We start from the raw sequence: 24,506 nt of genomic DNA, 5'->3' as shown, positions 1-24,506 counted from the left end.
AGTGCTAACACTCGCAGAGGCACTTTTGGTTATAATCCGCGCGCCGACGCAACAAGCGGATTATAAGTCCACCGCTAAAAAGCAATAACAAGAGCGCAAACACTCATGATCGATATTGAAGACAATCCCCAACCCTCGGGCCAACTCTGCCTGCAATTGCAAACCATGCCCAAAGATACCAATGCCGAAGGCGCTATCTACAGTGGCTGGCTGGTATCACAGATGGACCTGGCGGCAGCTATGCTGGCTCGACAGGTAACCCAGGGCAGGGTGGCCACGGTCTCCATGGCAAGCATGGCATTTATGGTGCCGGTTAATGTCGGCGACTGCCTGAGCTTCTATGCCGAGGTGATCGATTGTGGCCGCAGCTCCATCACGATCAAGGTTGAAGTCTGGAAACCGGCCAGTTCGGTGGCGGAACTGAGTAAAGTCACCGATGGCTCGCTGGTCTTGGTAGCCATCGATGAGCGGGGGCGGACCCGTTCCATTAGCCAGTAGCGCATATGCCAGTCGGCATGGTCCGAGTTAGCCGATAGCACAACCGATTACTGACTCGCTTGCTCACCACCTTCATCCGGCTGAGGCTCTTGCAAGGCATTAAGGGCGGTCAGTATTTCTGTGATGGCAGCAATGGTCGCTTGCCGGGTTTGCTCCAGAGCGTCCGGATCTCCGGCAGCGATGGCCTGGGTCAAGGCCATCCGATCCCGAGCCTCATCCTGTTTTTGCTGATCGCTCTGGCCCACTCGAATAGCACCCAGCGAGCTTCCCAGCAATCGCACCAGCTGGATCAATTGACCCTTACTGCGTGATTCCAGAGTCTCTTCCAGCAACTGGTTCAACTGCTGGATTTTTTCAATTCCTACTTCGGCATTTTCACTCAACGTTTTCTTCTCCTGATTGACTCACGTCGATCCTTAGATCGCTTGCAATTTAGCGTAGGAGAGCACCAGCCATTTGGTGCCCTCCGTATCGAAATTAACCTGTACACGGGCCTGGGCACCCTGGCCTTCATAACTGAGTATCACACCCTCACCAAACAGCTTGTGCAACACCCGCTGTCCCAACGGAAAGCCAAATTCGGGCACTTCGCTGGCGGCGGCGGAAAACAGCCCCTGGCTCACCGGTCGGGAGATCTTGGCGTTCAGACGCACTTCCTGAATCAGGTCGCGAGGAATTTCGCCAATAAAACGCGAAGGGGCATTGAGGGTCTCGCTGCCGTGCAAACGGCGGGATTCCGCATAACAGAGATAGAGCCGCTGCATGGCTCGAGTGATACCGACGTAGCAGAGCCGGCGTTCCTCCTCCAGCCCGTTACCCGAGTCCAGCGACATCTTGTGGGGAAACAGGCCTTCCTCCACACCACTCATAAACACCAGCGGGAATTCCAGTCCCTTGGCCGAGTGCAGAGTCATCAACTGCACGCTCTCTTCGAAACGATCGGCCTGGTTGTCACCCGCCTCCAGAGCAGCATGATCGAGAAACACCGTTAAAGGGGATGCATCCTGTTCCGCTTCGTCATCGTGATACGGCGAATCATCCAGATCGAACTGGCGGGTGGCGCTGACCAGCTCTTCCAGGTTTTCCACCCGCGCCTGCCCCCGTTCGCCTTTTTCCTTACCGTGATGCTCGATCAAACCGCTGGAGGCGATTACATGATCTACCAACTCGTGCAGCAGCAGGTTTTCACAGCGTTGTTCAAGTTCATCCAGCAACTGCATAAACTGGCCGATGGCCGCGCAGGCTCGAGGCGGCAGTAGTCGCTGCTCCACCACCCGCTGGCAAGCCTGCCACAATGAGATACCTTGCTCGCGAGCACAGTCCCGCAACTGCTGCACGCTGCGCTCTCCAATACCCCGGGTCGGGACATTGATGACACGTTCCAGCGAAGCGTCGTCATCGCGATGATTGAGCAAGCGCAAATAGGCCAGTGCATTCTTGATTTCGGCGCGGTCAAAGAAGCGCTGGCCGCCATAGATGCGATAGGGCACGGAGGCGCGAATCAGGGCCTCCTCGATGACCCGGGACTGGGCGTTGGAACGGTACAGTATCGCGACCTCGCTACGACTGTGTCCCTGCTCCAGCCACTCCTGAATGCGATCGACGATAAAGCGCGCCTCATCCTGTTCGTTGAAGCCGGCGTACAACTGGATGGGATCGCCCTCTTCTCCCTCGGTCCAGAGCTCCTTTCCCAGCCGATCCGAGTTATTTCGAATCAGCTCATTGGCCGCCCGCAAAATCGTCGAGGTCGAGCGATAGTTTTGCTCCAGACGAATGGTTTCCACACCGGCGAAATCTTCATCGAAGCGGCGAATGTTTTCTATACGAGCACCTCGCCAACCGTAAATCGACTGGTCGTCATCACCCACGGCCATCACCTGGCCATGCTCACCGGCGAGTAATCTCAACCAGGCGTACTGGATCGCGTTGGTGTCCTGAAACTCATCCACCAGTAAATGGGAGAAACGGCGCTGGTAATGATCACGTATGGCAGGTTGATCCCGAAGCAGTTCGTGAGCACGCAACAGCAATTCGGCAAAGTCGACCATGCCGCCTCGCTGGCAAGCCTGTTCATATCGCTCGTACACCTGCACCATGGTTTGGGCAAACGGATCTCCGCTGGTTTCGATATGCTGGGGCCGCAAGCCTTCATCTTTCTGGCCATTGATAAACCACTGGGCCTGGCGAGGGGGCCAGCGCGAATCATCCAACTCCAGCTCTTTGCAGATACGCTTTATCAATCGCAGCTGATCGTCACTATCAAGAATCTGAAAGTTATCGGGCAAACCCGCATCGCGCCAATGGGCACGAAGTAATCGGTGCGCCAGGCTATGAAAAGTCCCCACCCACAACCCCTGTAACGAGCTGCCCCAGATGTCTTCGATTCGAGCCCGCATCTCTGCCGCGGCTTTATTGGTAAAGGTAACCGCCATAATACTGTATGGGGATTCACCCTGACCGACCAACCAGGCAACCCGGTTGACCAGGACTCGCGTCTTTCCGCTACCCGCGCCGGCCAATACCAGGTAATTACCGGGGTTTGCGGTCACTGCCCGCTGCTGAGCGTCATTGAGTGACGCCACCTGCTGATTTAGGTTCATCAATATCCTGCCGTGGGGTTCCCGCTTGCTGCGCTGCTATTACTTGGGTTTAAATGGGGGATTGGAATGACTAAGAGCCCTATAATAACAAAAGCTGGTGCCGCAGGCTCTTAACGGCGCACAGCAATCCAACAACTCGAGCGCTTCATGATCAACGCGATCCGGCGATTGCTGCCAAAATCTGGCAACAACGCATCCCGGGACAGCAGTAGCAAAGGCCAACGGGCGGCCAAACTCTCTATCTATAAGCTGCAGCAACTGCATCAGCTGCACCGCAACCTGCCCTGGTTGGTTATCTGTGGCATCCTGCTCGCCAGTGCCTTCTTATGGCAACACCTCAACGCCTACAGTTTTTTGCTTATTTGGGTCTGGACAACCCTGCTGATGCTGATGCGCTACAATCTGGCTTTGCGCTTCCGTTATCGTACGGAAACCAGTATTGGCCATTGGCCGATCTTATCCTGTGCTCCTGCCCTGCTCGGCGGCTCCAGTGTGGCCATTTTCCTGGTACAGCTGATGCCGAATCTGAGCTTTGCCCTCGCCGGTGTCGTCTATCTACTCTTGCTAGCGGCCATGCTCACCGCCATGGCGTTTTATGCCGTGTATCCACCCGCCTTTTTTTGTTTTGCCATCAGCGCGATTTTACCGCTCGTCGTAGAACTGCTGTGGCAAGGTGGCCAGGACTCGCAACTGACCTCTCTGGGACTATTACTGGCTACGGCCCTGATCAGCTACGCCAACCTGTCGATCAACCGCTTTCTGCTCAAACGATACCAGCTACTGGAACGCAACGACCAGCTGCAACTCAGGCTTCAGCAATCCCAACGTGAGCTAACCCGTAGCCAGCGCCAACTGAGCGACCGAGAAACGGCTATTCACTCGGATGTTTCCGAGGATAACGATAAACAACAGGCTGTGCGTCTTGGCAAGCAACTACGCCGTGCCCGACAGACTGCGCAATTAGCCGAACAGCGACTAGCACTGGCCCTGGAAGCGGCCGACCTGAGCCTGTGGGAATGGAACCTGAGCCAAGACCGTTTTATTCAACCCCAGGCCATGGAAATGCTGGGGCATCGTCTTACGGGACATCAGGGATTTGTAGACAGCCTTAAACCCCTGACCAACGAACAAAATCTGCTACGCCTTAAGGAAACCATGCAAGGTTTTCTCAACGGCGACAGTATGGAATACCTGGTCCAGTTCCGGGCTCGTCACAGCAACGGACAATGGATCTGGCTGGAAGATCGAGGGCAGGCCACCGCCTGGGATTCCCAGGGCCGCATCATTCGAATGACCGGCACCCGCCGCAATATTACAACCGAAAAGCAGCAACAGGCTGAAAGCGAACTGTTTCGTCTGCTCAGCATGCTAACCAATCAGGCCGTATGCTTGCTCGACAATCGCTACCGATTCTTGCAAGTAAACCCCAGTTTTTGTGAACTGACCGGTTACCGCAACGCCGAATTGATTGGGCGCAAATACAACGAAATTTCTCGACATCACGATCCACTGTTTTATCAGGAAATTGGCGAAAAACTCCATCAGCAAGGCTTCTGGAGCGGAGAAATTTTAGAATACCGCAAGGATGGCAGCGCCTATCCGGTGTCAGCCAGTTATACCCTGGTTGCTGATCCCCAGAGCGATAATCACCACTGCCTCGGCATTTATAGTGACCTGTCCGACAAGCAAAAAACCGAAGACCGACTGCATTTCCTGGCCAGCTTCGACAACCTGACCGGGCTTGGCAATCGGGATCTGTTCTTACGCCGCCTGACCAAGGCAACCCAGCAGGGTAAGGCCCTGACACTTATCCTGCTCAACCTTGATCGCTTCAAACAGATCAATGAATCACTCGGCCATGAGGTGGGCGATCAATTGCTGGTGCAGTTCTCTAAACGCTTACGAACCTTCGCGCAAGAAGCCGAGCTGGTAGCACGGACAGGTAGCGATGAATTCGCACTTCTGTTACCCGGCGACCCGGGATTGGGCAGCTTAATGCACTTCACCGAGCAACTGCTGCACAAAGCAGGGCGTGAATACCGGGTCGGCAACCACGACCTGTCGGTTTCCGTAAGCGCCGGCATCAGTCGCTTTCCGCAGCAGTCCCGCGATGCTCCCACGTTACTCCAGGGCGCCTCCCGAGCCCTGATCGAAGCCAAGAATTTCGCCGGCAATCATTTCCATTTTTATACCGATGAACTGGCTGATAAAGACCAGCAGCTGCCTCTGCTGGAAAGCGCCTTGCGCAAGGCGGTGGAGAATAAGGAGTTTGAAGTTTATTACCAGCCCAAGCTGCATCTGGCAACGGGCACCATTCAAGGGGTAGAGGCCCTGGTTCGCTGGCAGCACCCGCAACTGGGGCTCATCGAACCCGAGCGTTTTATCTATCTCGCCGAAGAGAATGGCCTGATCAACGCCATCGGTGAACAGGTACTGGAGCAGGCATGCCGCCAAGCCAAAACATGGCTGGATGAGGGCAGCGGTGAGATACGCGTATCGGTTAACCTGTCGGCGCAACAACTGCGACAAGGCGATGGTTTCTCGGTCGTGGAGCGCACCCTGAAAAAAACCGGATTGGACCCTCAGTTACTCGAACTGGAGCTGACCGAAAGTATTCTGTTGGAGGAAAACTCGCGCATCAGCAACAGCATCCACCGTATTCGCGAACTGGGCGTGAGTATCAGTATTGATGACTTTGGTACAGGATACGCCTCCCTGAGCTATCTGAAGCGCTTTCCTGTTACGGCCCTTAAAATTGATCGCAGCTTTATCAGTGGCATCCCTGACAATGAAAATGATTGCACCATTACACGAGCCATCATCGCCATGGCGATGAGTCTCGACCTCAGGGTAGTTGCCGAGGGTGTCGAACATCCACAGCATGCCGAGTTCCTGCGTCGCAGCGGCTGTGATGAGATTCAAGGATATCTGATTAGTAAACCGGTCACTGCAGAAGAATTATCGGCCTTGCTAAAAGGCGAGCCTATTTCAGTTTAGCGTTAAACCGCCTTACTGATCGGCACACACATTTCCAGATCAAAATGGCAGCTAAACGTACTGCCTTTGCCTGGCGCGCTACGCACAGACATCACACCCCTATGACGCAGCAGCACATGTTTGACGATCGCCAGCCCGAGCCCCGTACCGCCGGTTTCAATTGAGCGACTCGAATCCACACGATAAAAACGCTCCGTCAACCGGGGAATATGAATCGGATCAATGCCAATGCCTTTGTCCTCAACCGATAAGTGAGCACCTTTCTTGTCCTGCCACCAGCGCACTTTGATCTGACCTGGAGACGGTGTGTACTTGACAGCATTCAACACCAGATTTGAAAAGGCACTGTGCAGTTCCGGCTCCTGACCCAGCAGCACCGCCTCTTCGTCGCATTCAAGCTCAATGCGCTCCGGGTCATCGAGCAGCTCGGCGGCATCCTCAATGATACGGTGCAGAAGGGGATGCATCGGCACCTTGCGTTGATCGATACCTTCATCACCACTTTCCAGACGCGACAACAGCAACAGATCGGTCACCAGGTTGCCCATACGTTCGGTCTGTCGACTCATTTGACCTACGGCTCGTAACCAATGATCCGGGATGCCTTCTGAATGCTGCTGCAGGGTTTCCAGATAGCCTCGAATGACCGTGAGCGGCGTTCGCAGTTCGTGGGAAACATTACCCACAAGATCCTTGCGCATCTGTTCCAGGTGATGCAAGCGGGTCACATCACGAACCACCAGTAAACGTTCCCCTTTACCGAATCGGGTAATCAAATATTGCAGTCGCCGTTGATCATCAACCGGGGAATTCAGTTCCAGCGGCTCGCGATAATCACCTCGAGAGAAGTATCGGGCAAAGCGCGGGTCCCGGATCAGATTGGTCACACGCTGGCCACGGTCTCCGGGAGAGCGCAAACCCAACAAACGTTCGGCGGCATCATTCCACCAGTCCAACGCACTATCGGCGTCCACCATAACCACCGCATCGCGTAAGGCAGAAGTGGAATCCTGCACCCGTTTTATGACCGAACGCAACCGCTCACGAGCACCAAGATTACGCTGTTGCAAACGATATATATTATCGAACAGGTCACCCCAGACACCCACGCTTTCAGGCGGAGACTCCTGGCTCTGAGCATTAACGGTCAGCCATCGTAGCAAGCGTGTCAGGTTATATAGACACCAGCCAAGATAGGCGCCGATGACCAATACCAGACTCCAGCCATAACTGCCCGTCATCATCCCCAGCAGCAAACCACCGGCCAATAACCAGAGCAGATCACCCAATAGACGCTGCCGCCAGTTACGCTCCATTTCAAGTCCTGGTAGAGAATCGATAACCCGTGCCGCGCACGGTTTGAATCAACAGTTCATAACCCGCACCCAGGGCTTTACGTAAACGCCTGATGTGTACATCGACGGTGCGCTCTTCTACATAGACGTTACCACCCCACACCTGATCCAGCAGCTGACCTCGCGTGTAGGCTCGCTCCTGATGAGTCATAAAGAACTGTAGCAGGCGAAATTCTGTCGGTCCCATTTCGGCAGCATGGCCGTCGATACTGACCCGATGGCTAACCGGATCGAGCTCCAAACCCTGTACAACAATGGGTTCCTGAGGCTCATTAATCTGGCTGCGACGCAGCACGGCCTTGAGCCGGGCAACCAGCTCGCGAGGGGAAAAAGGTTTGGTGATGTAATCATCTGCACCGGTTTCAAGACCCTGAATCTTGTTGTCCTCTTCACTCTTTGCGGTGAGCATAATGATCGGTAAACCTTCGGTCACCTCATCACGCTTGAGCCGTCGGGCCAGTTCAATGCCTGTTGTTTCCGGCATCATCCAGTCGAGCAACATCAAATCGGGTTTGTGATCGACGATCATCGCCTGTGCTTGCTGGGCGTTTTCGGCCTGCAGCGTTCTATAACCGGCCATTTCCAACGCGACCGCTATCATTTCACGGATCGCCGATTCATCATCAACTATTAATATGGTTTTTGCAGTCACGGCAGTACCTGTTCCTAACGAGCAACCTGGCACTATTACAGCGGGGGATTGTTACAGTCACATTACAACTTGATGTCAAAGCGTTCGCAAGCCGTAATCAACAAACAATCCCAGGAAAATCACCAAACCTACCCAGTGGTTATTCAAAAAGGCCTTGAAGCACTCTTCACGCTTTCTGCCCCGGGTTAAACGATATTGGTAGACAAATAACCCGCAAGCCGCTGCCAATCCCAGATAAAAAGCCGGCCCCAGCACGAGTTGATCGGCCACCATCAGCAATACCAGTAAGGTAAATCCCTGCAATATCGCAATCATCGTATTATCGGCTTCGCCGAACAAGATCGCTGTCGATTTGATACCCGCCTTAAGATCATCCTCTCGATCCACCATGGCGTATTGGGTATCGTACGCCACTGTCCACATCAGGGTAGCGATATACAACAGGCCCGCCACGGGAGCGACTTCACCGTTTTGCGCCGCCCATGCCATAGGAATCGACCAGGCAAAGGCCGCTCCCAAAACCACCTGAGGCAAATGGGTATAGCGCTTCATAAAAGGGTAACAGGCAGCCAACAACAGACCACCCACGGATAAATAGACGGTCAATGGATTGGTAAAAAGCACCAGTACGAAAGCCAGACCCACCATGACTGAAAACAACACCAGCGCTTCGCGTGGCTGAATTCGACCCTGAGCAAGCGGCCGGTCTCGAGTCCTTTCTACCAGACCATCGAAATCACGGTCGGCATAATCGTTAATCACGCAGCCGGCGCTACGCATTAGCACCGTACCCAGAATAAAAATCAGCAACAGATCAAAGCGGGGCAGGCCCTCAGCCGCCGCCCACAAGGCCCAGAGAGTGGGCCATAACAACAAATAAATACCAATCGGCTTATTCAGCCGGGTCAGGGCGATAAAATCTGGCAGTCGAGGGTAGCGCTCAAGAATCCATTGCATGGTATCGGGGTATCTTGGAAATCGGGATAGGGCGCGAGGCTCGCGCCAGTCATCAATCCAAGGCAGTCTAGGGTCTCACCCGGGGGATTGCAACGCAGCTATTCGAACAACGAGGGCAGGAAGACCTCGCAAACCGATAGAGGTCGATGCCCGAGATAAAACAAGGACCGCCGCCCCCAACCAATCTGCTCGTCGTAACGATGCGGCAAGTGCGCATTGAGCTGGCTCACTGGCAGCGGAGCGATCTCTATTTCACCCCGTTCCATCGCCGGATTACCAAACAGGAAAGCGCCTAAGGGTTTGTTCTTGAGGTGCAATAAACATCGATTCGCCCCGATCAGGGTTGAATGGGGCAAAACACTGCGGGCAAACACCCTTGGCACACCATCCCCCATTAATAATACTTCCCGAATGTTCGCCATCTCACGCTGACCAATATCGAGACAATGTCGCTCGGACGGCGTCGGACGTGCCCAGCGCTGGCGAATCAACTGCACTTCGAAGCCACCCGGATAACGGCGCATCAAGCGTTGAGTCAGAGAACCACGATCCAGTAACCAGCTTCGCCAGGGCTCAGGCAAGTCGGATGTCAGAATATGACTTTGGGGACGCCATTGATTGGCGTATAAGGTTGTGAGAGGCAAACGAATACCGATTAGAGATGACAATCAGGTTAATCACTGCAACGAATAGCAGCCATGAACGGCGAAGAATTGTATCACAACTGGCTCTGTTCCCCAGCCTCTGAGGATAGATGCCAGAAAAGGCTTCACATTTTATAGTCTGACTGCTTAGATATATTTCTCGGAACTATAAAAATAACCTATAAACAAAAGGATTCTTGAGGAACTCATGCGTAAACCAGAACTAACAGCGGCCATTGCCGAACAAGCAGATTTAACCAAAGAACAGGCAGGGGAAGCACTGGCAGCCATACTCGACCAGATTAGCGGCGCGCTCAGCCGTAATGAAAGCGTCAGCCTGGTTGGCTTCGGTACCTTTAATCAACGGCATCGGGGCGCTCGAATGGGTAAAAACCCGCAAACCGGTGAAGCCATCCAGATTAAAGCCAGCAACACCATTGCTTTCAAACCTGGCAAGGCGCTCAAGGACAGCGTAAACGACGCCTGAATTCTTGCCCTGCCCCGGGTGCCGGAAGGTATCATCCGGCACCACTTCTCACAGCCACAGGCCCGATTCCTTGTTCAAAGAGCGATCCGGTGACTACAGTAATAGAGACATTGCCGCAAACACGACGAGGGCTCACCGTGAGAAAAACTTACCTCTTGCTTGCCTGCTTGCTGTTCTCCTTGAGCAGCTGGGCTGAAACAGTCACCCCGGATTTGGCCAATCGAAGCCTTGAACTTTCAGGGATGGAACTGTTCCTCAAGCAGGTTCCTGTCATGATGGACCACCTTCTGCGTGCACAAAATGCCACCACCACGGCAGAACAAGAACTGCTTGGCAAAGCCAGCGAACGGCTGAAACAACAGATCAATTACGAAAGCCTGAATAAGCAACTGGTTGAACACCTTCTAGCCAGTGGCCGCTCCGATTACCTGCAACAGATGAACTCTGCGCTCAATTCGCCTCTGGCCAAGGCGATGAATGAAAAAGAGAAGCAGGTCAGCAGTGCTGATGGCCGCCAACGCCTGGCAGAATACCGAGAGAAGGTAAAATTAAATCCCCCTCGAGGGGTCAGGGTAGAACTTCTTCGTCGATTGGATGCCGCCTCACGCACCTCGGAAATCAGCGTACTACTGAGAGAAGAACTGAACACCTCCATTGTGCATGCCTCCAAGGTGCTAACCGGCGTTTCAACCGGAGCAGAGGATAGCGCAGTGAACCTCAATACTCCGGCACAAAAGAAGATGCTGGCGACCTCAGGGCAACAGGTTCACAGCTTTTTCCTGTATGCCTATCGCCAGGTACCCACACCACAATTAGAAAAATATGTGCAGCTGTATGAAGCCGATGCGACTCGCTGGTTTGTCGATCAGTGCGTGACCGCCGTAAAGGACTTTTTCAGCAAGCAGCGCCAGACGTTCACCGAAGGGCTTAACTAATTGGTTTTAATATCCGCCAGGAACTGGAGGATATCGCAAAACTGATCCAGGGATTCACGTCCAAAACGCTCTTCCAATAGCTGGTTATTGGTGCGAATAACCGGTTTCACCTGGGCCAGAGCAAGACGGCCAGCCTCACTCAGGTGCAAAGAAAAAGCCCGCCGATCTGCTTCGCTGCGACGTTTTTCAACCAGGGCTTTCCGGCAGAGTCGCTCAACCATACCGGTAATTGCCGAGGTATCGAGCTTTAATCCCGCCGCCAATTCTTTTTGCTGGCAGCCATCATGCTTTTCCAGATACAGCAGCGCGGCTACCTGTGCACCGGTAACACCTGCGGTTTCCACCATGGTTTTGTCGATATAGAGCTTTAACTGATGTTGAGCCTGGTTAAGCAGGTGATAGATCCGGCGCTTCTGTTCCATTGGGGTACCGCTGACAACCAATTAGTATAAGATCATCGCGAAAGATGACAGTCCCTGCAAGTTTCTGGCAGTACCTATGAAACATGAGCCTATATCATTCACGACAAGCAGATTCAGCACCGAAACGCCTGGGCCATCTGGTCGACTTCGTCCCGTTTTTCAGCAATGTCCGCAATCGCCTGACGCGCCTGCTCAGGATCCAGGTTGAGCTCATCGAACATAACATCCGGAATTTCTTCAAGCGGTGCGTCACCCAATTCCTGCTCGCGCAACAAGCGTGAGGTTACGTAAAGCAAGCGGGCATAATTGGCGTGTTTACCGTTATAGTTGGCTTCGTTCTGGAAACGCAACGCCACCACAACCTCTTCCGGCATGCCCCAGAGTTCCATTAACCAGCCGGCCATCTGCTCTCGACAGATACCCAAATGCTGACGCTCGACATCAACATGGCTGGCATGGGGATTGGCTTCGATATGACGACAAATAACGGCAAAATGAGGAGGAAAAACGTGGGCCAACACCAGATAACCAAAATTGTGCAGTAGCCCGGACAGATAACAGAGCCCTTTTTCCGGGCGCGAAGCGCGTGGAATCAGGGACGTTAGCGCGTCGATCCCGGTGGCGCAATACGCCGATTGGGTCCAATAGGGTGTCTTGCCTTCAGGGGCATCATCAGGCAACGCAAGGGATTTGCCCAACGCCAGACCGATCGCCAGGTTAATCACCAGATCGAAACCCAGCACTCGAATAATCGCATCCTCGATCGATTTAATCTTGCCGGGAGCAGCGTAGTAAGGGGAAGCCGCCCAACTGACGACCTGAGCCGCCAGACTGGGGTCTTCTTCGACCACTTCGGTCAGGTCTTCGATTTCAGCGTCGGGATTGACCCGAAGCTTGATGATTTTCTGAGCGGTGTGGGCCAATGGAGGAATCTCGACCGTCTCTTCCAGGCGCTGTTTTATACGTAGGGTTGTAAAGTTTTTTACCGCCGCGGCAATTTCCGCCACGTCCTGGTCAAGATAACTCATAGGGTTCGCCTGTAATGGGATAGAGACAGTGGCGTCGAGGGGAGTCGCTTCACTCAGAATACGCCGAAACTCCTCCTGGCTGAGTTGTAACAAATCACTTTCGTTACCAGAATCCATGCTCAATTCATTCAATTCAAACAACGAACTGTCAACAATCGTAGGGATTCCGGTCAGCTGGGGAAGACCCGCCAATGCTTTGAGTCCGTGTTCAATACAAATGCTTCGCAACTCGGTTGGAGGGGTAGCGCTCAGAGTTCTACCCAGCAGTTTTTCCAGTTTACCAAGGTCAATCAGATGATCCGCAGGGAACAGTAACTGCAGGCGACCAATCTCATCTTCCAACATGACCACCACAACTCGCCCGACTATCCTGCTCTCCTCTCCAGCTACCAACCGAGGCACCTCGGTGACACTGTAAGAGATCGCTTGATTGTCCAGCAGTTGCTTGACCTTGTTGGGTATCACGGGTTGGTTTCCTGTTATAAACGACCGGAGAAATGTACCAGATAACGCTGTCATGCCTGTTGCTAACTATAGCCAATGCCTGCAGCGAATAGGCAAACACCGCCCATTATTTCACTGCATATTGCGTCAAGTCACAGTATTTATTGCTTGGGCTACACCTGCGCGTATTGCTCTCGTTCTCCCATCCAGCGCAAGATCAGGTGTTGGACATTATCATTAAGCCCCTCATCATGTAACCATTTTGCTGCGTCTTGTACTGATTCGAGTATCTCGGCATCCCGCTGCAAATCGGCTATTCGATATTGCACCAATCCGGTTTGCCGAACCCCCAGTAATTCCCCCGGCCCACGAAGCTCAAGGTCTTTTTCGGCAATCACAAAGCCATCACTCGATTCACGCATAATGCCCAGACGTTCCCGGCCCATCTGAGATAAAGGCGCTCGATAGAGCAACACACAATAGCTTCGGGTCGCACCACGGCCCACTCGACCGCGCAGCTGATGCAGCTGGGCCAAACCAAGCCGTTCCGGGTTTTCAATGATCATCAGGCTCGCATTCGGGACATCAACCCCGACCTCTATCACCGTCGTCGCTACCAACAGCTGGATCTCTCCTGCACTGTAAGCCTGCATGACCTGGGTTTTTTCAGCAGGTTTCATACGCCCATGCACCAGTCCCACCCGCAATTCGGGCAGCAAGGCTTGCAGAGTTTCTGCACTGGCTTCGGCGGCCTGACATTGCAGGGCTTCCGACTCTTCCACCAGCGTACAGACCCAATAGGCCTGCCGGCCTTCAGCACAACCACTGCGCACCCGATTAATCACTTCCGGACGGCGCTCTTCCGGAATCACCACGGTTTCAACCGGTGTCCGACCCGGTGGTAACTGATCAATTACCGAGCAATCAAGATCAGCATAGGCACTCATGGCCAGGGTGCGGGGGATGGGTGTCGCGGTCATAATCAGCTGATGGGGCTGATAACCAGACCGCTCTCCCTTGGCTTTCAAAGCCAGACGCTGATGCACGCCAAAGCGATGTTGTTCATCAATAATCACCAGGCCCAACCGAGCAAACACCACGTCATCCTGAAACAACGCATGGGTACCAACAACCAGACCCGCCGAACCCTGACTGATTTTCTCCAACTGCTCCCGTCGCACCCGCGCGCCCTGCTTACCGGAAAGCCAGGCGACCTCGATGTCCAGGGGTTCAAACCAGCCACGGAAACTCTGATAATGCTGCTCGGCCAGAATTTCGGTCGGCGCCATAAGCGCGACCTGATGACCTCCAGCGATCGCTTTCAAGGCAGCCAATGCCGCCACCAGGGTTTTGCCGGAACCCACATCACCTTGCACCAGCCGTAACATGGGATGAGGCCGAGCCAGATCCTGGTCGATCTCCTGTAACACCCGCTGTTGGGCTTGGGTTGGTTGAAAGGGCAGGGCAGCGATCAGTGCTTGCCTTAATGGATCGCCGCCATCAAGGGCATAGGCGTTCAGACTTTGTACCCGTTGCCGGAGCTGCAACAGGCTCAGTTGATGCGCCAACAGCTCTTCAAACGCCAACCGTCGCTGCGCCGGATGCTGGCCGTCCAGAAGCTGCTGTTGGGAGACTTCCGGTGGCGGACGGTGCAATAAAATAACCGCCTCTTGCAAGGACATTAATTCGTGTTGCTGAAGCATCGATGCGGGTAACCATTCATCCAGACCGCCTTCTTTTTCGAGCAACACCAGGGCTTGCTCGCACAACGCTCTCAAACGGTTCTGATGCAAGCCTTCGGTAGCGGGGTAGATAGGCGTCAAAAACTCTTCAACCGCCACCTCGTGTTCGCTATCGAGCCGCTGGTATTCGGGATGAAACAGTTCAAAACCGGAGCTGCCTCGACGTACTTCTCCGTAACAACGCAAGCGGGTACCCGCCGCCAAACCCTGCTTTTGTGCGGCGCTGAAGTGGAAAAACCTCAGGGTCACGGAACCGCTGCCATCCTGCAATCGGCACACCAGACTGCGCCGACGACCCATCACAATATTGGCAGCACTGACGGTGCCTTCGATCACGGCATCCTGCCCCAGCTGGATACCGGCAATGGGCGTGACCCGGGTTCGGTCCTGATACCTCAGGGGCAAATGGAACAACAGATCCTGTAAGTTGTGAACCTGCAAGCGCGCCAGCTTCTCCGCCAATTGCGGGCCTACGCCTTTTAAAACCGTCACCGGCCGTTGGTTGACGCCGACCGTTTGCTGCCCACTATCACTCACGCTGCAGGCTTGTCCGCAATGCTGCAGTGACGAATGGCATCGGCCAGCATATCGATCGCTTTCGGGCGCGGGAAACTGGCACGCCAGGCAATCGCGACAGTCCGGAAGGGTATCGGGGCTTCGAAGGGCCGGGTGGCCAGCATATCGGGGGCATAATATCGGTCACCAGCCGCAGACATCGGTAATACGGTAATGCCCATACCCGAAGCCACCATATGGCGCAATGTCTCCAGAGACCCGCCTTCCACATCGGTACGTAGTTTACTGTCGCGAGCGTCCCCGGATCCCAAACCCGGACAGGCTTCCAGCACCTGATCACGAAAACAGTGACCTTCACCGAGCAGCAGCAATTCATTTTCACACAACTGCTTGCGAGCCACGGCGGCCTGCTCATGGAGTGGATGCTGGTGGGGCATCAGAACCGTAAAGGGTTCATCATAAAGGGGCTTGGTAAGCACATCGGGCTCGGTAAAAGGCAGCGCGATGATAATGGCATCGAGTTCACCATTGCGCAGCTTCTGGCGCAGCACAGCGGTAAAATTTTCTTCGATATAGAGCGGCATGGACGGCGCCATCTGCCGCAGTTGCGGTACCAGATGGGGAAACAGATAAGGTCCGATGGTATAGATGGCCCCGACTCTTAATGTGGTGCTCAGCTGGTCCTTGCCCGCCGAGGAGATCGCCTTGACGGCAGAAGCTTCCTCAAGCACCTTTTGGGCCTGTTTAACGACCTGCTCCCCCAGCGGAGTGACTTTGACCGAACTCTTGGTGCGTTCAAAAATCGCGATTCCCAGCTCGGATTCCAGTTTTTTGACACCCACACTCAGGGTAGGCTGGCTGACAAAACAGCGTTCGGCCGCTCGGCCAAAATGCTGTTCACGGGCGAGGGTAACTATGTAACGCAGTTCGGTCAGAGTCATGATTAAGAAAACTTATTAGATTACAAATATTATTAGCCTTATCTTAATTCACGATCAATCCGATAACACCCCTTAGGAGCACTTAAATGAACAGCACCCGGCAACCTTCCGTATTGATCGTGGGCTGTGGCGACGTTGGTAATCGCCTGGCCACAATGCTGATGGAGCAAGGGAGCCAGGTCTGGGGACTGCGTCGAAATCTCGACAATCTGGCGCCGGGCATTCACCCCGTGGCCGGGGATTTTTCCAACGCCGATAGCTGGCAGGGTGTTCCCGAAACCCTGGATTACCTGGTTTTCACGGGTACCGCTAGTGAACGCAGCGATGAGGGCTACCGCAGAGCCTATGTTGATGGTGTAAAAAGCATGGCGGCTGTTGCCGAATCCCTTGCGAAGGCACCGCGTCGGCTATTCTTCACCTCCAGCACCGCGGTGTACAACCAGGGTGACGGGGAATGGGTGGATGAGCTCTCAGAAACACAGCCACAACGATTTAACGGACAGCGTATGCTGGAAGCCGAGCAAGCCCTTGCCGAAGCCACCATAAACACCACCAGTGTTCGCCTCTCTGGCATCTATGGACCGGGCCGGGAGCGCTTGATCAAGCGCGTACTGAACCGGCAAAGCTGCGAATACAAACCCGCCCCTATCACCAACCGTATTCATAGCGAGGATTGCGCCGGAGTGTTGGCGCACCTGATTACGCGAGATTGGCAACATCTGGAGGTGGCACCGCTCTATATCGCCAGCGATTCTGAGCCCTGTGCCATGGACCAAATTATGGCCTGGTTGGCCGATCAGCTGGATGTGGAGCTTCCGAAAGTCGCCACCACACCCAGCCATATCCCGAGCAAACGCTGCAGTAACCAGCGCCTGCGGGAAACCGGCTATCAGTTACGTTACCCTGATTTCAGGGCCGGTTACGGCTCACTGTTGCAGCAACGCGACCAATAAGATGCATTAATTCTTAGCCGAGCTCCAACACACCGTCCATTTCAACCGGAACGCCCTTCGGCAGCTCGGCCACTCCAATGGCTGCGCGCGCAGGGTAGGGCTCTTCAAAATAGCGTGCCATCACCTCGTTGAGCCTGGCAAAGTTACCCAGATCGGTCAGGAAGATATTGAGTTTGACCAGATCCTGTAGACCGCCCCCGGCCGCTTCGGCAACCGCTTTCAAATTCTCGAAAACTCGTTCTACATTGGCTTCAAAATCACCATCAACCAGCTCCATGGTTTCTGGAATCAATGGAATCTGTCCAGATAGATAAACAGTAGTGCCTACCTTCACTGCCTGCGAATAGGTGCCAATGGCTGCCGGGGCTCGTTCGGTAGTGATAATCTGCTTGTTGCTCATAAGTTCTCCTCTAATGGGCTTGAACGCCACTCTCCATCTGGCACACATCAAGGTATGCGCGTCGGGTTATCCCCTGGTTCGGGTAATTGAATTTACGCCTTTGACGGCTCGCAGCTTTTTGATCGAGCGCGCCAGATGCAGACGATCCGTGACGTTGATCAGCAGCTCGACAACCGAGAACCGGGCATCCCGCTCTTCCAGGCTGATCTTCTCGATGCTGGCATCGGCAGCGGTTACCGCTGTCGCCAACGACGCCACCATGCCACGCTGATGTTCCAGCTCTACCTTGAGGGCAACGGTGAATTCACCACTGACATGCTTATCCCACTCCACTTCAAGACAGCGTTCGGGATTATGCCGAATATCGCTGATGTTGCGACAGGATTCTGAGTGAATCACCATACCTTTTCCGGAACTGACATGGCCGACGATAGGGTCGCCTGGAATAGGGGAACAACAGCGAGCGAATGAGATCACCATGCCTTCGGTGCCACGAATGGTCAGCGGCTGTTCGGCGTCGCCGCCATTAAGCTGTTCTTTATTTTCACCCGGTGCCGACTCCAGTAAACGCTTGGCGACCATATAGGCCATACGATTACCCAGCCCGATCTCTTCCAGTAACTCATCGAAACTGCTCAGGCTGGCATCCTTGAGAAACAGGTTAATCCGTTCTTCGGGAATCTGTTCCATGGCCGCATTGAGGCTGGCGAGGACACGGTTCAGCAATCGACGCCCCAGTTCGACGGAATCCGAATGGCGCTGGTTCTTCAGGTAATGACGAATATTGGAGCGTGCCTTACCCGTGGTGACAAAACTGAGCCAGGCAACATTAGGCTTGGCCCCTGGCGCAGTAATTACTTCTACAGTCTGACCACTTTGCAGCGGTTGACTCAATGACGCCAGGCGACGGTCGATGCGACAGGCAACACAGGTATTGCCCACATCGGTGTGCACGGCGTAGGCAAAATCAACCGCCGTGGCGCCTTTGGGCATCTCCATAATGTTGCCCTTGGGGGTAAAGATATACACCTCGTCGGGGAACAGGTCGATTTTGACGTTCTCAATAAACTCGAGGGGATCACCCGCATTTTGCTGGAGTTCCAGCACCCCCTTCAGCCACTGGCGGGTCCGGGCGTGACTACCGACCAGCGCCTCCTCTTCCGATTTGTACAGCCAATGAGCAGCGATGCCGTTATTGGCCATCTCTTCCATTTCCTGGGTACGGATCTGCATTTCGATCGGCACTCCGTGCATACCAAACAGGGTGGTATGCAACGACTGATAACCGTTTGCTTTGGGAATTGCGATGTAATCCTTGAAACGTCCGGGGAAAGGCTTATACAGATTATGCGCAGCGCCCAGAGCACGATAGCAGTCATCCACGGTGGGCACGATGATACGAAACGCATAAACATCCATGATTTCGGCAAAGGGCTTACGCTGTACACGCATTTTCTTATAGATGCTGTAGAGGTGTTTTTCCCGGCCGGTGACCGAGCCTTCCAGGCCATGCTCACGCAGGCGAGTATTCACGGCATCACGAATGGTGGAGACCAGTTCCTTGCGATTACCTCGTGCCTGTTTGACCGCCTGCTGGATACGGCTGGCACGCATCGGATAGATCGCCTTGAAACAGAGCTCTTCCATCTCTACCCGGATGGAGTTCATACCCAGACGCAGCGCAATGGGAACATAGATCTCCATGGTTTCCCGAGCTTTACGCCGTTTGTTCTCGGCGGGCATCACTCCCAGGGTGCGCATATTGTGCAAACGGTCGGCCAGCTTGACCAGGATAACCCGAATATCCTTGGCCATGGCCAGGGCCATTTTTTGGAAATTTTCCGCTTCCTGCTCGGCCTTGGTCTCGAAACGCATCTGGGTCAACTTGCTGACCCCATCGACCAGTTCGGCCACCACTTCACCAAACTGGGAAGCAACCGCTTCTTTCGGGATACCGGTATCTTCGATGACATCGTGCAACATGGCGGCCATCAGACTCTGATGATCCATGTGCATATTCGCCAGAATGCCAGCGACGGCGAGCGGGTGGGTTACATAGGGTTCGCCACTACGGCGGCGTTGACCGTCGTGGGCCTGTTCGGCGTAATAATACGCCCGTCGAACAAGATTGATCTGTTCCGGGTTGAGATAGGTAGAGAGGCTCTGGGCCAGATCATTTATGGTGGGCAATCGCCGCCTCCTGCAGTCAGCCGTTTCGTCCTGCGAAAAGGGCAGCGTGGCGGCGATAGGGTTTCATAACAGCAAGTTTATTTAGCCCAGTGTCTCGCCTTCAACATCCATACCAAAAGAGATCATCTCTTCAGGCTCCGGCTTGTCGGCCAAAACCTCTTCGGTCACCAAACCTTCCGAAACTTCACGCAAGGCCATAACGGTGGGCTTGTCATTTTCCCAGTCCAACATCGCATCTTTACCACCGGTCGCCAGCTGGCGCGCCCGCTTGGTGGCAACCATGACGAGTTCAAAACGGTTATCCACGTGATCCAGGCAGTCTTCAACAGTTACACGAGCCATGGTAGTACTCCGACAAAATAGGGTTAGGCACAATCATAACAGCCACCCGGGTGGGCGGCAAAAGGCTGCACATTTTACGAGCAGCCTCTGGTCATGACAAGAGCTGGGTCAGTAATTGCTGATGTTTTTCCCGCTGCACCGATTGACGTAACCGGCGCGCCACCACGATAGCATTCAATTCGCTGAGGGCCGTTTCGAAACTGTCGTTCACAATCAGATAGTCAAATTCCACATAATGGGTCATTTCACTGACCGCTTCGGTCATCCGCTGAGCGATCACCGACGCATCATCCTGCCCGCGACCCTGCAAGCGTTCTTGCAATGTGTCACGAGAGGGGGGCAAGATAAAAACAGACACCGCATCGGGCATCAGGCGACGAACCTGGGCGCCGCCCTGCCAGTCAATTTCCAGAATCACATCCTCACCCGAGGCCAAGCGCGCCTCTACCCAGGGTTGGGAGGTGCCATAACGCTTGCCAAATACTTCGGCGTGCTCAAGGAACTCACCACGATCGGCCATGGCCTGGAAGGATTCTGCGGATACGAAATGATAATCGACCCCGTCCTGCTCACCGGGACGCGAAGGGCGGGTGGTATGGGACACCGAAACCACCACCTGAGGGCATTGAGTAACCAACGCCTTGACCAAACTTGTTTTGCCCGCACCGGACGGCGCCGCCACGATAAAGAGGGTTCCCCTACTCATACTGTTTCCATCATTATCATCAAACGATCAGGCCTGTCAGACCTGCACCTGGCTAGCCACACTGTAGCCGCCTAATTTAACACGAAGCACCCGGACCGGGTGAGCTTAGCTGGTAAACCAGCTGTCGAACACAACCACCATGATAGTCGGCCCAGTAGATAGCATTTTGATTGAGATCATGCAGGGTTTCGACAGCCCCTTATTCTTGCAACCAAAACAATGCATAGCGTGAGTGTTGCTGCAGCCCTGTCGCAAGCAAAAATGCTTTAAAGAACGATTGACCAAGCCACCACCTGGACGCGGTGATAACGATTGAAGAGCAACAGATGGCGATGCTGTTCGCTACCAAACCATCGGTCATTCTATATTCTGGATCTGCTCACGCATCTGCTCGATCAACACCTTGAGGTTAACCGCCACCTGAGTGGTGCCTGCATTGATCGATTTGGATCCCAGGGTATTGGCCTCTCGGTTCAATTCCTGCATCAGAAAATCCAGTCGTCGGCCGATGGAGCCGCCGCCTTTGAGCACCCTCGCCACCTCGGCGATATGCACCTGGAGGCGATCCAGCTCCTCCTCGACATCGGAACGCTGCGTGATAAGCACCATCTCCTGCTCTAGCCGCCCCGGCTCCAGATCCACTCTGGCCTCTTCGATGCGTTGTTGCATGCGTTGGCGCTGACGGTCGAGAATCTCCGGCATCAATTCACGAACCTGATCAGCTTCCTCGGCCACGCCCTGAAGGCGCTGCTCGACAAACTCGCGCAATTCGGAGCCTTCCCGCTCCCGGCCTTCAATCAACTGGCTTAGCGCCTGATCGAAAGCACTCAAGGCATCGCTGTGCAGTTGCTTCATATCCAATTCTTGTTGCTGCAATACTCCCGGCCATTGCAACACCGCCAGCGGGTCGGGCAAGGCGGTATCGTAGAAACTGTTTTGCACCTGCTTGAGTGCTTTTTGCAACTGATTGCACATATCAGTGTTCACCACTAACGCGCCCGAATTTCCCTCCGCCAACTGGTAACGTAGGCCGCATTCCACTTTACCTCGAGTCAGCCGCTTGCGGATTTTTTCTCGCAGTGGAAATTCGAGTTCACGCATCACCTCCGGCAATCGGAAATTGGGTTCCAGATAACGATGGTTCACGGAACGAACCTCCCAACTCAAGGAGCCCCATTCAAACTGAGCCTCATGGCGAGCAAACGCGGTCATGCTTCGTGTCATTTGAATTCCCTGTGTCAACCTGAAGAAGATCAGCCTGAACTAACGGTGATATGGCGAAGGCGTCATTCTACCCCATGGTGAGTAAGGGGCAAAACGTCTTCTATCGCAGCCAAGTAATGGCGTAACGGGTATACTAGCCGCCCTTCCAATCGTCTATTAAAGGATTCTGCTTCATGCGCCCCAGCAACCGTACCCCTGACCAGATGCGTGCCGTCACGATTACGCGTCATTACACCAAACATGCTGAAGGATCGGTTCTGGTCGAATTCGGTGACACCAAAGTCATCTGCACGGCCTCGGTGGAAAACTCGGTGCCTCGTTTCCTGAAAGGCAAAGGGCAAGGCTGGATTACCGCCGAATATGGCATGTTGCCACGCTCGACCGGCAGCCGCATGGGGCGCGAAGCCAGCCGCGGCAAACAGGGTGGTCGCACCCTGGAGATCCAGCGGCTGATTGGTCGTTCTCTGCGTGCAGCAGTGGATCTGGACAAGCTGGGCGAAAACACCATCACCCTCGATTGCGATGTCATTCAGGCCGACGGCGGGACCCGCACCGCCTCTATCACCGGAGCCTGTGTCGCGCTGGTCGATGCACTGCGCAGCCTGCAGCGCAACAAAGTGATCAAGACCGACCCCCTCAAGCAGATGATTGCGTCTGTTTCAGTAGGTATTTTCGAAGGGCATGCGGTGCTGGATCTGGACTACCCGGAGGACTCCAATGCCGAGACCGATATGAACGTGGTGATGAATGAGCACGGCGGCATGATTGAAGTTCAGGGGACTGCTGAGGGTGAAGCGTTCAGTCGTGGGCAGATGAACGAGATGCTGGCGCTGGCTGACAAAGGCATTTCCGAATTATTCGAGCTGCAACGTCAGGCTCTGGCTGAGTAGATTGCCGACTCAACCGTACTAACCGGCGACATAAAAAGGGCGGAATGAACCGCCCTTTTTATTGCACATTCACTATATGCTAAGTTCCCAGTCGTAGTCGATAATAACCGGGGCATGACGGCCAAAGGTCTGGCCGGTATAAATTCCCCCACTGAGCACCGTATGGCGCATACCCGGGGTCACCAGCTGGTAATCCATCCGCGCGCCCTTGTCGTTTTCGCGATCGTTGTCCGTTTGCCACCAGCTGTACTTACCGCCCTCGCGGTCGACTTCACGATAAGCGTCGACAAAACCCATCGAGCCCAATACTTCGTCCAGCCAGGCGCGCTCCGGCGGCGTAAATCCTGGCAATTCCGTGGCCTCACGCCAATCCGCCAGATCCACCTTGTTATGGGCCATCTGCCAACCGCCGCAAATAATGAACTCCCGGCGTTTGCGGTTCTGCTTGCCCAGATACGCCAGATAATCATTGAGAAACTTGTACTTCTGGTTCTGGTCATTGCCGGTACCTTCGGATCCAGCCACCAGCAGGCTGGCAATGCTGACCTTGTCAAAATCGACCTGAATATAGCAGCCGTTCTGATCAGCCAGCTCAAACCCGAGCCCACGAATCACGGCCTTGGGCTGGTGCCGAGTATAGATGGCTACCCCGCCAACACCAGGTTCCCAGGCTTCAAAAAAATAACGCTCGTAGCCGGCAGGGCAAAATTCGGCACTATCAAGCTCATACTCATAGGCCTGCACATTCTGCAGGCAGAGTAGATCGATATCCTGATCGGCGACCCAGGCAAAAAAGCCCCGCTCGGCGGCGGCCCTTATGTTGTCTAGGTTCGCACTTACAACTCTCATACATAGCCCCTGAACAAATGAGCGTGTATGATACCTGAGCTTGTTATCTTTTTGTAACTCATCGCCCCGTTTTATAGGCTTTTAATGCAGGATTATCAGCGCGATTTTATTCGCTTTGCCATTGAGCAACAGGTGCTCAGGTTCGGCGAATTCAAACTCAAATCCGGTCGTCTCAGTCCCTACTTTTTTAATGCCGGTCTCTTTAATACCGGCGGTGCCATTGCGCGCCTCGGCCGCTATTATGCGAATGCCCTGGAGCAGTCCGGGGTCGATTATGACCTCCTGTTTGGCCCGGCCTACAAAGGTATTCCGCTGGCTGCCACCACCGCGGTAGCTCTCGCCGATCACCATGGTAAGGATTTGCCCTATACCTTTAACCGCAAGGAAGCCAAAGCCCATGGCGAAGGCGGAACGCTGGTAGGCGCGCCCCTCGAGGGCCGTATTCTGATTGTGGACGACGTCATCACTGCTGGCACTGCAGTGCGTGAAGTTATGCAGATCATCTCCGCAGAAGGTGCCAAACCCGCCGCGGTTTTGATTGCCCTTAACCGGCAAGAAAAAGGTAAGGGAGAGTTGTCTGCTATTCAGGAAGTCGAGCGTGACTATGGCATTCCGGTGATTAGTATTGTTAACCTTAATCAGGTGCTTGAATTTATTCAGGCGGATCCGGAGCTAACGCATCACGCCGATAGCATTAAGCAATACCGTCAACGTTACGGAATCGATTGACAGGA

23 protein-coding genes are annotated in these 24,506 nt (G+C 54.2%); 7 read left to right on the top strand and 16 right to left on the bottom strand.

The window, feature by feature from the left end:
• The first annotated feature begins 105 nt into the window (after nucleotides 1-105).
• Nucleotides 106-498, top strand: coding sequence for an acyl-CoA thioesterase (locus MIB40_RS01550; protein ID WP_249689988.1), 393 nt, complete (start codon nucleotides 106-108; stop codon nucleotides 496-498).
• A gap of 47 nt (nucleotides 499-545) precedes the next feature.
• On the opposite strand, the gene MIB40_RS01545 is transcribed toward MIB40_RS01550, so the two are convergent.
• Nucleotides 546-881: a hypothetical protein gene (locus MIB40_RS01545; RefSeq protein WP_249689986.1), complete on the bottom strand. Its 336-nt coding sequence runs from the start codon at nucleotides 879-881 to the stop codon at nucleotides 546-548.
• Between the two features lie 33 nt (nucleotides 882-914).
• Entirely contained in the window at nucleotides 915-3,098 is a 2,184-nt protein-coding gene (gene uvrD, locus MIB40_RS01540) for a DNA helicase II (RefSeq protein ID WP_249689984.1), read from the bottom strand.
• A gap of 147 nt (nucleotides 3,099-3,245) precedes the next feature.
• Here uvrD and MIB40_RS01535 point away from each other — a divergent pair, with 147 nt between their 5' ends.
• Nucleotides 3,246-6,095 (top strand): bifunctional diguanylate cyclase/phosphodiesterase, encoded by a 2,850-nt coding sequence (locus MIB40_RS01535; protein WP_249689982.1) that lies wholly within the window; start codon nucleotides 3,246-3,248, stop codon nucleotides 6,093-6,095.
• Between the two features lie 2 nt (nucleotides 6,096-6,097).
• Here the strand turns inward: MIB40_RS01535 and phoR are convergent, their stop codons facing one another.
• From phoR to MIB40_RS01515, 4 genes are all read right to left on the bottom strand, one after another.
• Nucleotides 6,098-7,411 (bottom strand): phosphate regulon sensor histidine kinase PhoR, encoded by a 1,314-nt coding sequence (gene phoR / locus MIB40_RS01530; RefSeq protein WP_249689980.1) that lies wholly within the window; start codon nucleotides 7,409-7,411, stop codon nucleotides 6,098-6,100.
• Nucleotide 7,412: 1 nt separating this feature from the next.
• Nucleotides 7,413-8,102, bottom strand: a complete 690-nt coding sequence (gene phoB, locus MIB40_RS01525) for a phosphate regulon transcriptional regulator PhoB (protein ID WP_249689979.1) — start codon at nucleotides 8,100-8,102, stop codon at nucleotides 7,413-7,415.
• 75 nt (nucleotides 8,103-8,177) lie between these two features.
• Nucleotides 8,178-9,059, bottom strand: a complete 882-nt coding sequence (gene ubiA, locus MIB40_RS01520; protein WP_249689977.1) for a 4-hydroxybenzoate octaprenyltransferase — start codon at nucleotides 9,057-9,059, stop codon at nucleotides 8,178-8,180.
• Nucleotides 9,060-9,157: 98 nt separating this feature from the next.
• Entirely contained in the window at nucleotides 9,158-9,727 is a 570-nt protein-coding gene (locus tag MIB40_RS01515; RefSeq protein WP_249689975.1) for a chorismate--pyruvate lyase family protein, read from the bottom strand.
• A 184-nt stretch (nucleotides 9,728-9,911) separates the two neighbouring features.
• Here MIB40_RS01515 and MIB40_RS01510 point away from each other — a divergent pair, with 184 nt between their 5' ends.
• Nucleotides 9,912-10,190, top strand: a complete 279-nt coding sequence (locus tag MIB40_RS01510; RefSeq protein WP_249689972.1) for an HU family DNA-binding protein — start codon at nucleotides 9,912-9,914, stop codon at nucleotides 10,188-10,190.
• Nucleotides 10,191-10,279: 89 nt separating this feature from the next.
• Nucleotides 10,280-11,125 (top strand): hypothetical protein, encoded by an 846-nt coding sequence (locus MIB40_RS01505; protein ID WP_249689970.1) that lies wholly within the window; start codon nucleotides 10,280-10,282, stop codon nucleotides 11,123-11,125.
• Here MIB40_RS01505 and MIB40_RS01500 read toward each other — a convergent pair.
• The 4 genes from MIB40_RS01500 to MIB40_RS01485 all read right to left on the bottom strand — a co-directional run bounded on the left by MIB40_RS01500 (nucleotide 11,122) and on the right by MIB40_RS01485 (nucleotide 16,218).
• Nucleotides 11,122-11,547 carry a MarR family winged helix-turn-helix transcriptional regulator gene (locus MIB40_RS01500; RefSeq protein WP_249689969.1) on the bottom strand — a complete coding sequence of 142 codons (426 nt, stop codon included), beginning with the start codon at nucleotides 11,545-11,547 and terminating at the stop codon, nucleotides 11,122-11,124. The two genes, MIB40_RS01505 and MIB40_RS01500, sit on opposite strands and share 4 nt — an antisense overlap.
• Before the next feature lie 113 nt (nucleotides 11,548-11,660).
• On the bottom strand, nucleotides 11,661-13,040 hold the full coding sequence (locus tag MIB40_RS01495) for an aminoacyl-tRNA deacylase and HDOD domain-containing protein (RefSeq protein ID WP_249689967.1): 1,380 nt from the start codon (nucleotides 13,038-13,040) through the stop codon (nucleotides 11,661-11,663).
• A 152-nt stretch (nucleotides 13,041-13,192) separates the two neighbouring features.
• On the bottom strand, nucleotides 13,193-15,298 hold the full coding sequence (recG, locus tag MIB40_RS01490) for an ATP-dependent DNA helicase RecG (protein WP_249689965.1): 2,106 nt from the start codon (nucleotides 15,296-15,298) through the stop codon (nucleotides 13,193-13,195).
• A complete protein-coding gene (locus tag MIB40_RS01485) occupies nucleotides 15,295-16,218 on the bottom strand; it encodes a hydrogen peroxide-inducible genes activator (protein WP_249689963.1) in 924 nt (307 codons plus the stop codon). Before MIB40_RS01485 ends, recG begins: the two co-directional genes overlap by 4 nt.
• An 86-nt stretch (nucleotides 16,219-16,304) precedes the next feature.
• Here MIB40_RS01485 and MIB40_RS01480 point away from each other — a divergent pair, with 86 nt between their 5' ends.
• Nucleotides 16,305-17,171 carry an SDR family oxidoreductase gene (locus MIB40_RS01480; RefSeq protein WP_249689961.1) on the top strand — a complete coding sequence of 289 codons (867 nt, stop codon included), beginning with the start codon at nucleotides 16,305-16,307 and terminating at the stop codon, nucleotides 17,169-17,171.
• A 13-nt stretch (nucleotides 17,172-17,184) separates the two neighbouring features.
• Here the strand turns inward: MIB40_RS01480 and MIB40_RS01475 are convergent, their stop codons facing one another.
• From MIB40_RS01475 to MIB40_RS01455, 5 genes are all read right to left on the bottom strand, one after another.
• Entirely contained in the window at nucleotides 17,185-17,571 is a 387-nt protein-coding gene (locus tag MIB40_RS01475) for a RidA family protein (protein WP_249689960.1), read from the bottom strand.
• Between the two features lie 66 nt (nucleotides 17,572-17,637).
• Nucleotides 17,638-19,761, bottom strand: a complete 2,124-nt coding sequence (spoT, locus tag MIB40_RS01470; RefSeq protein ID WP_249689958.1) for a bifunctional GTP diphosphokinase/guanosine-3',5'-bis pyrophosphate 3'-pyrophosphohydrolase — start codon at nucleotides 19,759-19,761, stop codon at nucleotides 17,638-17,640.
• Nucleotides 19,762-19,842: 81 nt separating this feature from the next.
• Entirely contained in the window at nucleotides 19,843-20,103 is a 261-nt protein-coding gene (gene rpoZ / locus MIB40_RS01465) for a DNA-directed RNA polymerase subunit omega (protein WP_249689956.1), read from the bottom strand.
• 91 nt (nucleotides 20,104-20,194) lie between these two features.
• Nucleotides 20,195-20,809, bottom strand: a complete 615-nt coding sequence (gene gmk, locus MIB40_RS01460) for a guanylate kinase (RefSeq protein ID WP_249689954.1) — start codon at nucleotides 20,807-20,809, stop codon at nucleotides 20,195-20,197.
• Nucleotides 20,810-21,166: 357 nt separating this feature from the next.
• Nucleotides 21,167-22,033, bottom strand: coding sequence for a YicC/YloC family endoribonuclease (locus MIB40_RS01455; RefSeq protein ID WP_249689952.1), 867 nt, complete (start codon nucleotides 22,031-22,033; stop codon nucleotides 21,167-21,169).
• Between the two features lie 173 nt (nucleotides 22,034-22,206).
• Here MIB40_RS01455 and rph point away from each other — a divergent pair, with 173 nt between their 5' ends.
• The gene (gene rph / locus MIB40_RS01450) at nucleotides 22,207-22,923 is read left to right on the top strand and encodes a ribonuclease PH (protein WP_249689951.1); all 717 of its coding nucleotides are present in this window, start codon (nucleotides 22,207-22,209) and stop codon (nucleotides 22,921-22,923) included.
• 72 nt (nucleotides 22,924-22,995) lie between these two features.
• Here the strand turns inward: rph and MIB40_RS01445 are convergent, their stop codons facing one another.
• The gene (locus MIB40_RS01445; protein ID WP_249689948.1) at nucleotides 22,996-23,772 is read right to left on the bottom strand and encodes an exodeoxyribonuclease III; all 777 of its coding nucleotides are present in this window, start codon (nucleotides 23,770-23,772) and stop codon (nucleotides 22,996-22,998) included.
• An 84-nt stretch (nucleotides 23,773-23,856) separates the two neighbouring features.
• Between MIB40_RS01445 and pyrE the strand changes: the two genes are divergently transcribed.
• Complete coding sequence (gene pyrE / locus MIB40_RS01440; RefSeq protein WP_249689947.1) at nucleotides 23,857-24,501, top strand: orotate phosphoribosyltransferase; 645 nt, start codon at nucleotides 23,857-23,859, stop codon at nucleotides 24,499-24,501.
• The last annotated feature ends 5 nt before the right edge of the window (nucleotides 24,502-24,506 follow it).

The organism is Aestuariirhabdus haliotis (assembly GCF_023509475.1).
GTDB classification, from domain to species: domain Bacteria; phylum Pseudomonadota; class Gammaproteobacteria; order Pseudomonadales; family Aestuariirhabdaceae; genus Aestuariirhabdus; species Aestuariirhabdus haliotis.
Note: the sequence above shows the minus strand (reverse complement) of the source record. Positions and strands in the feature narration are given on the sequence as shown.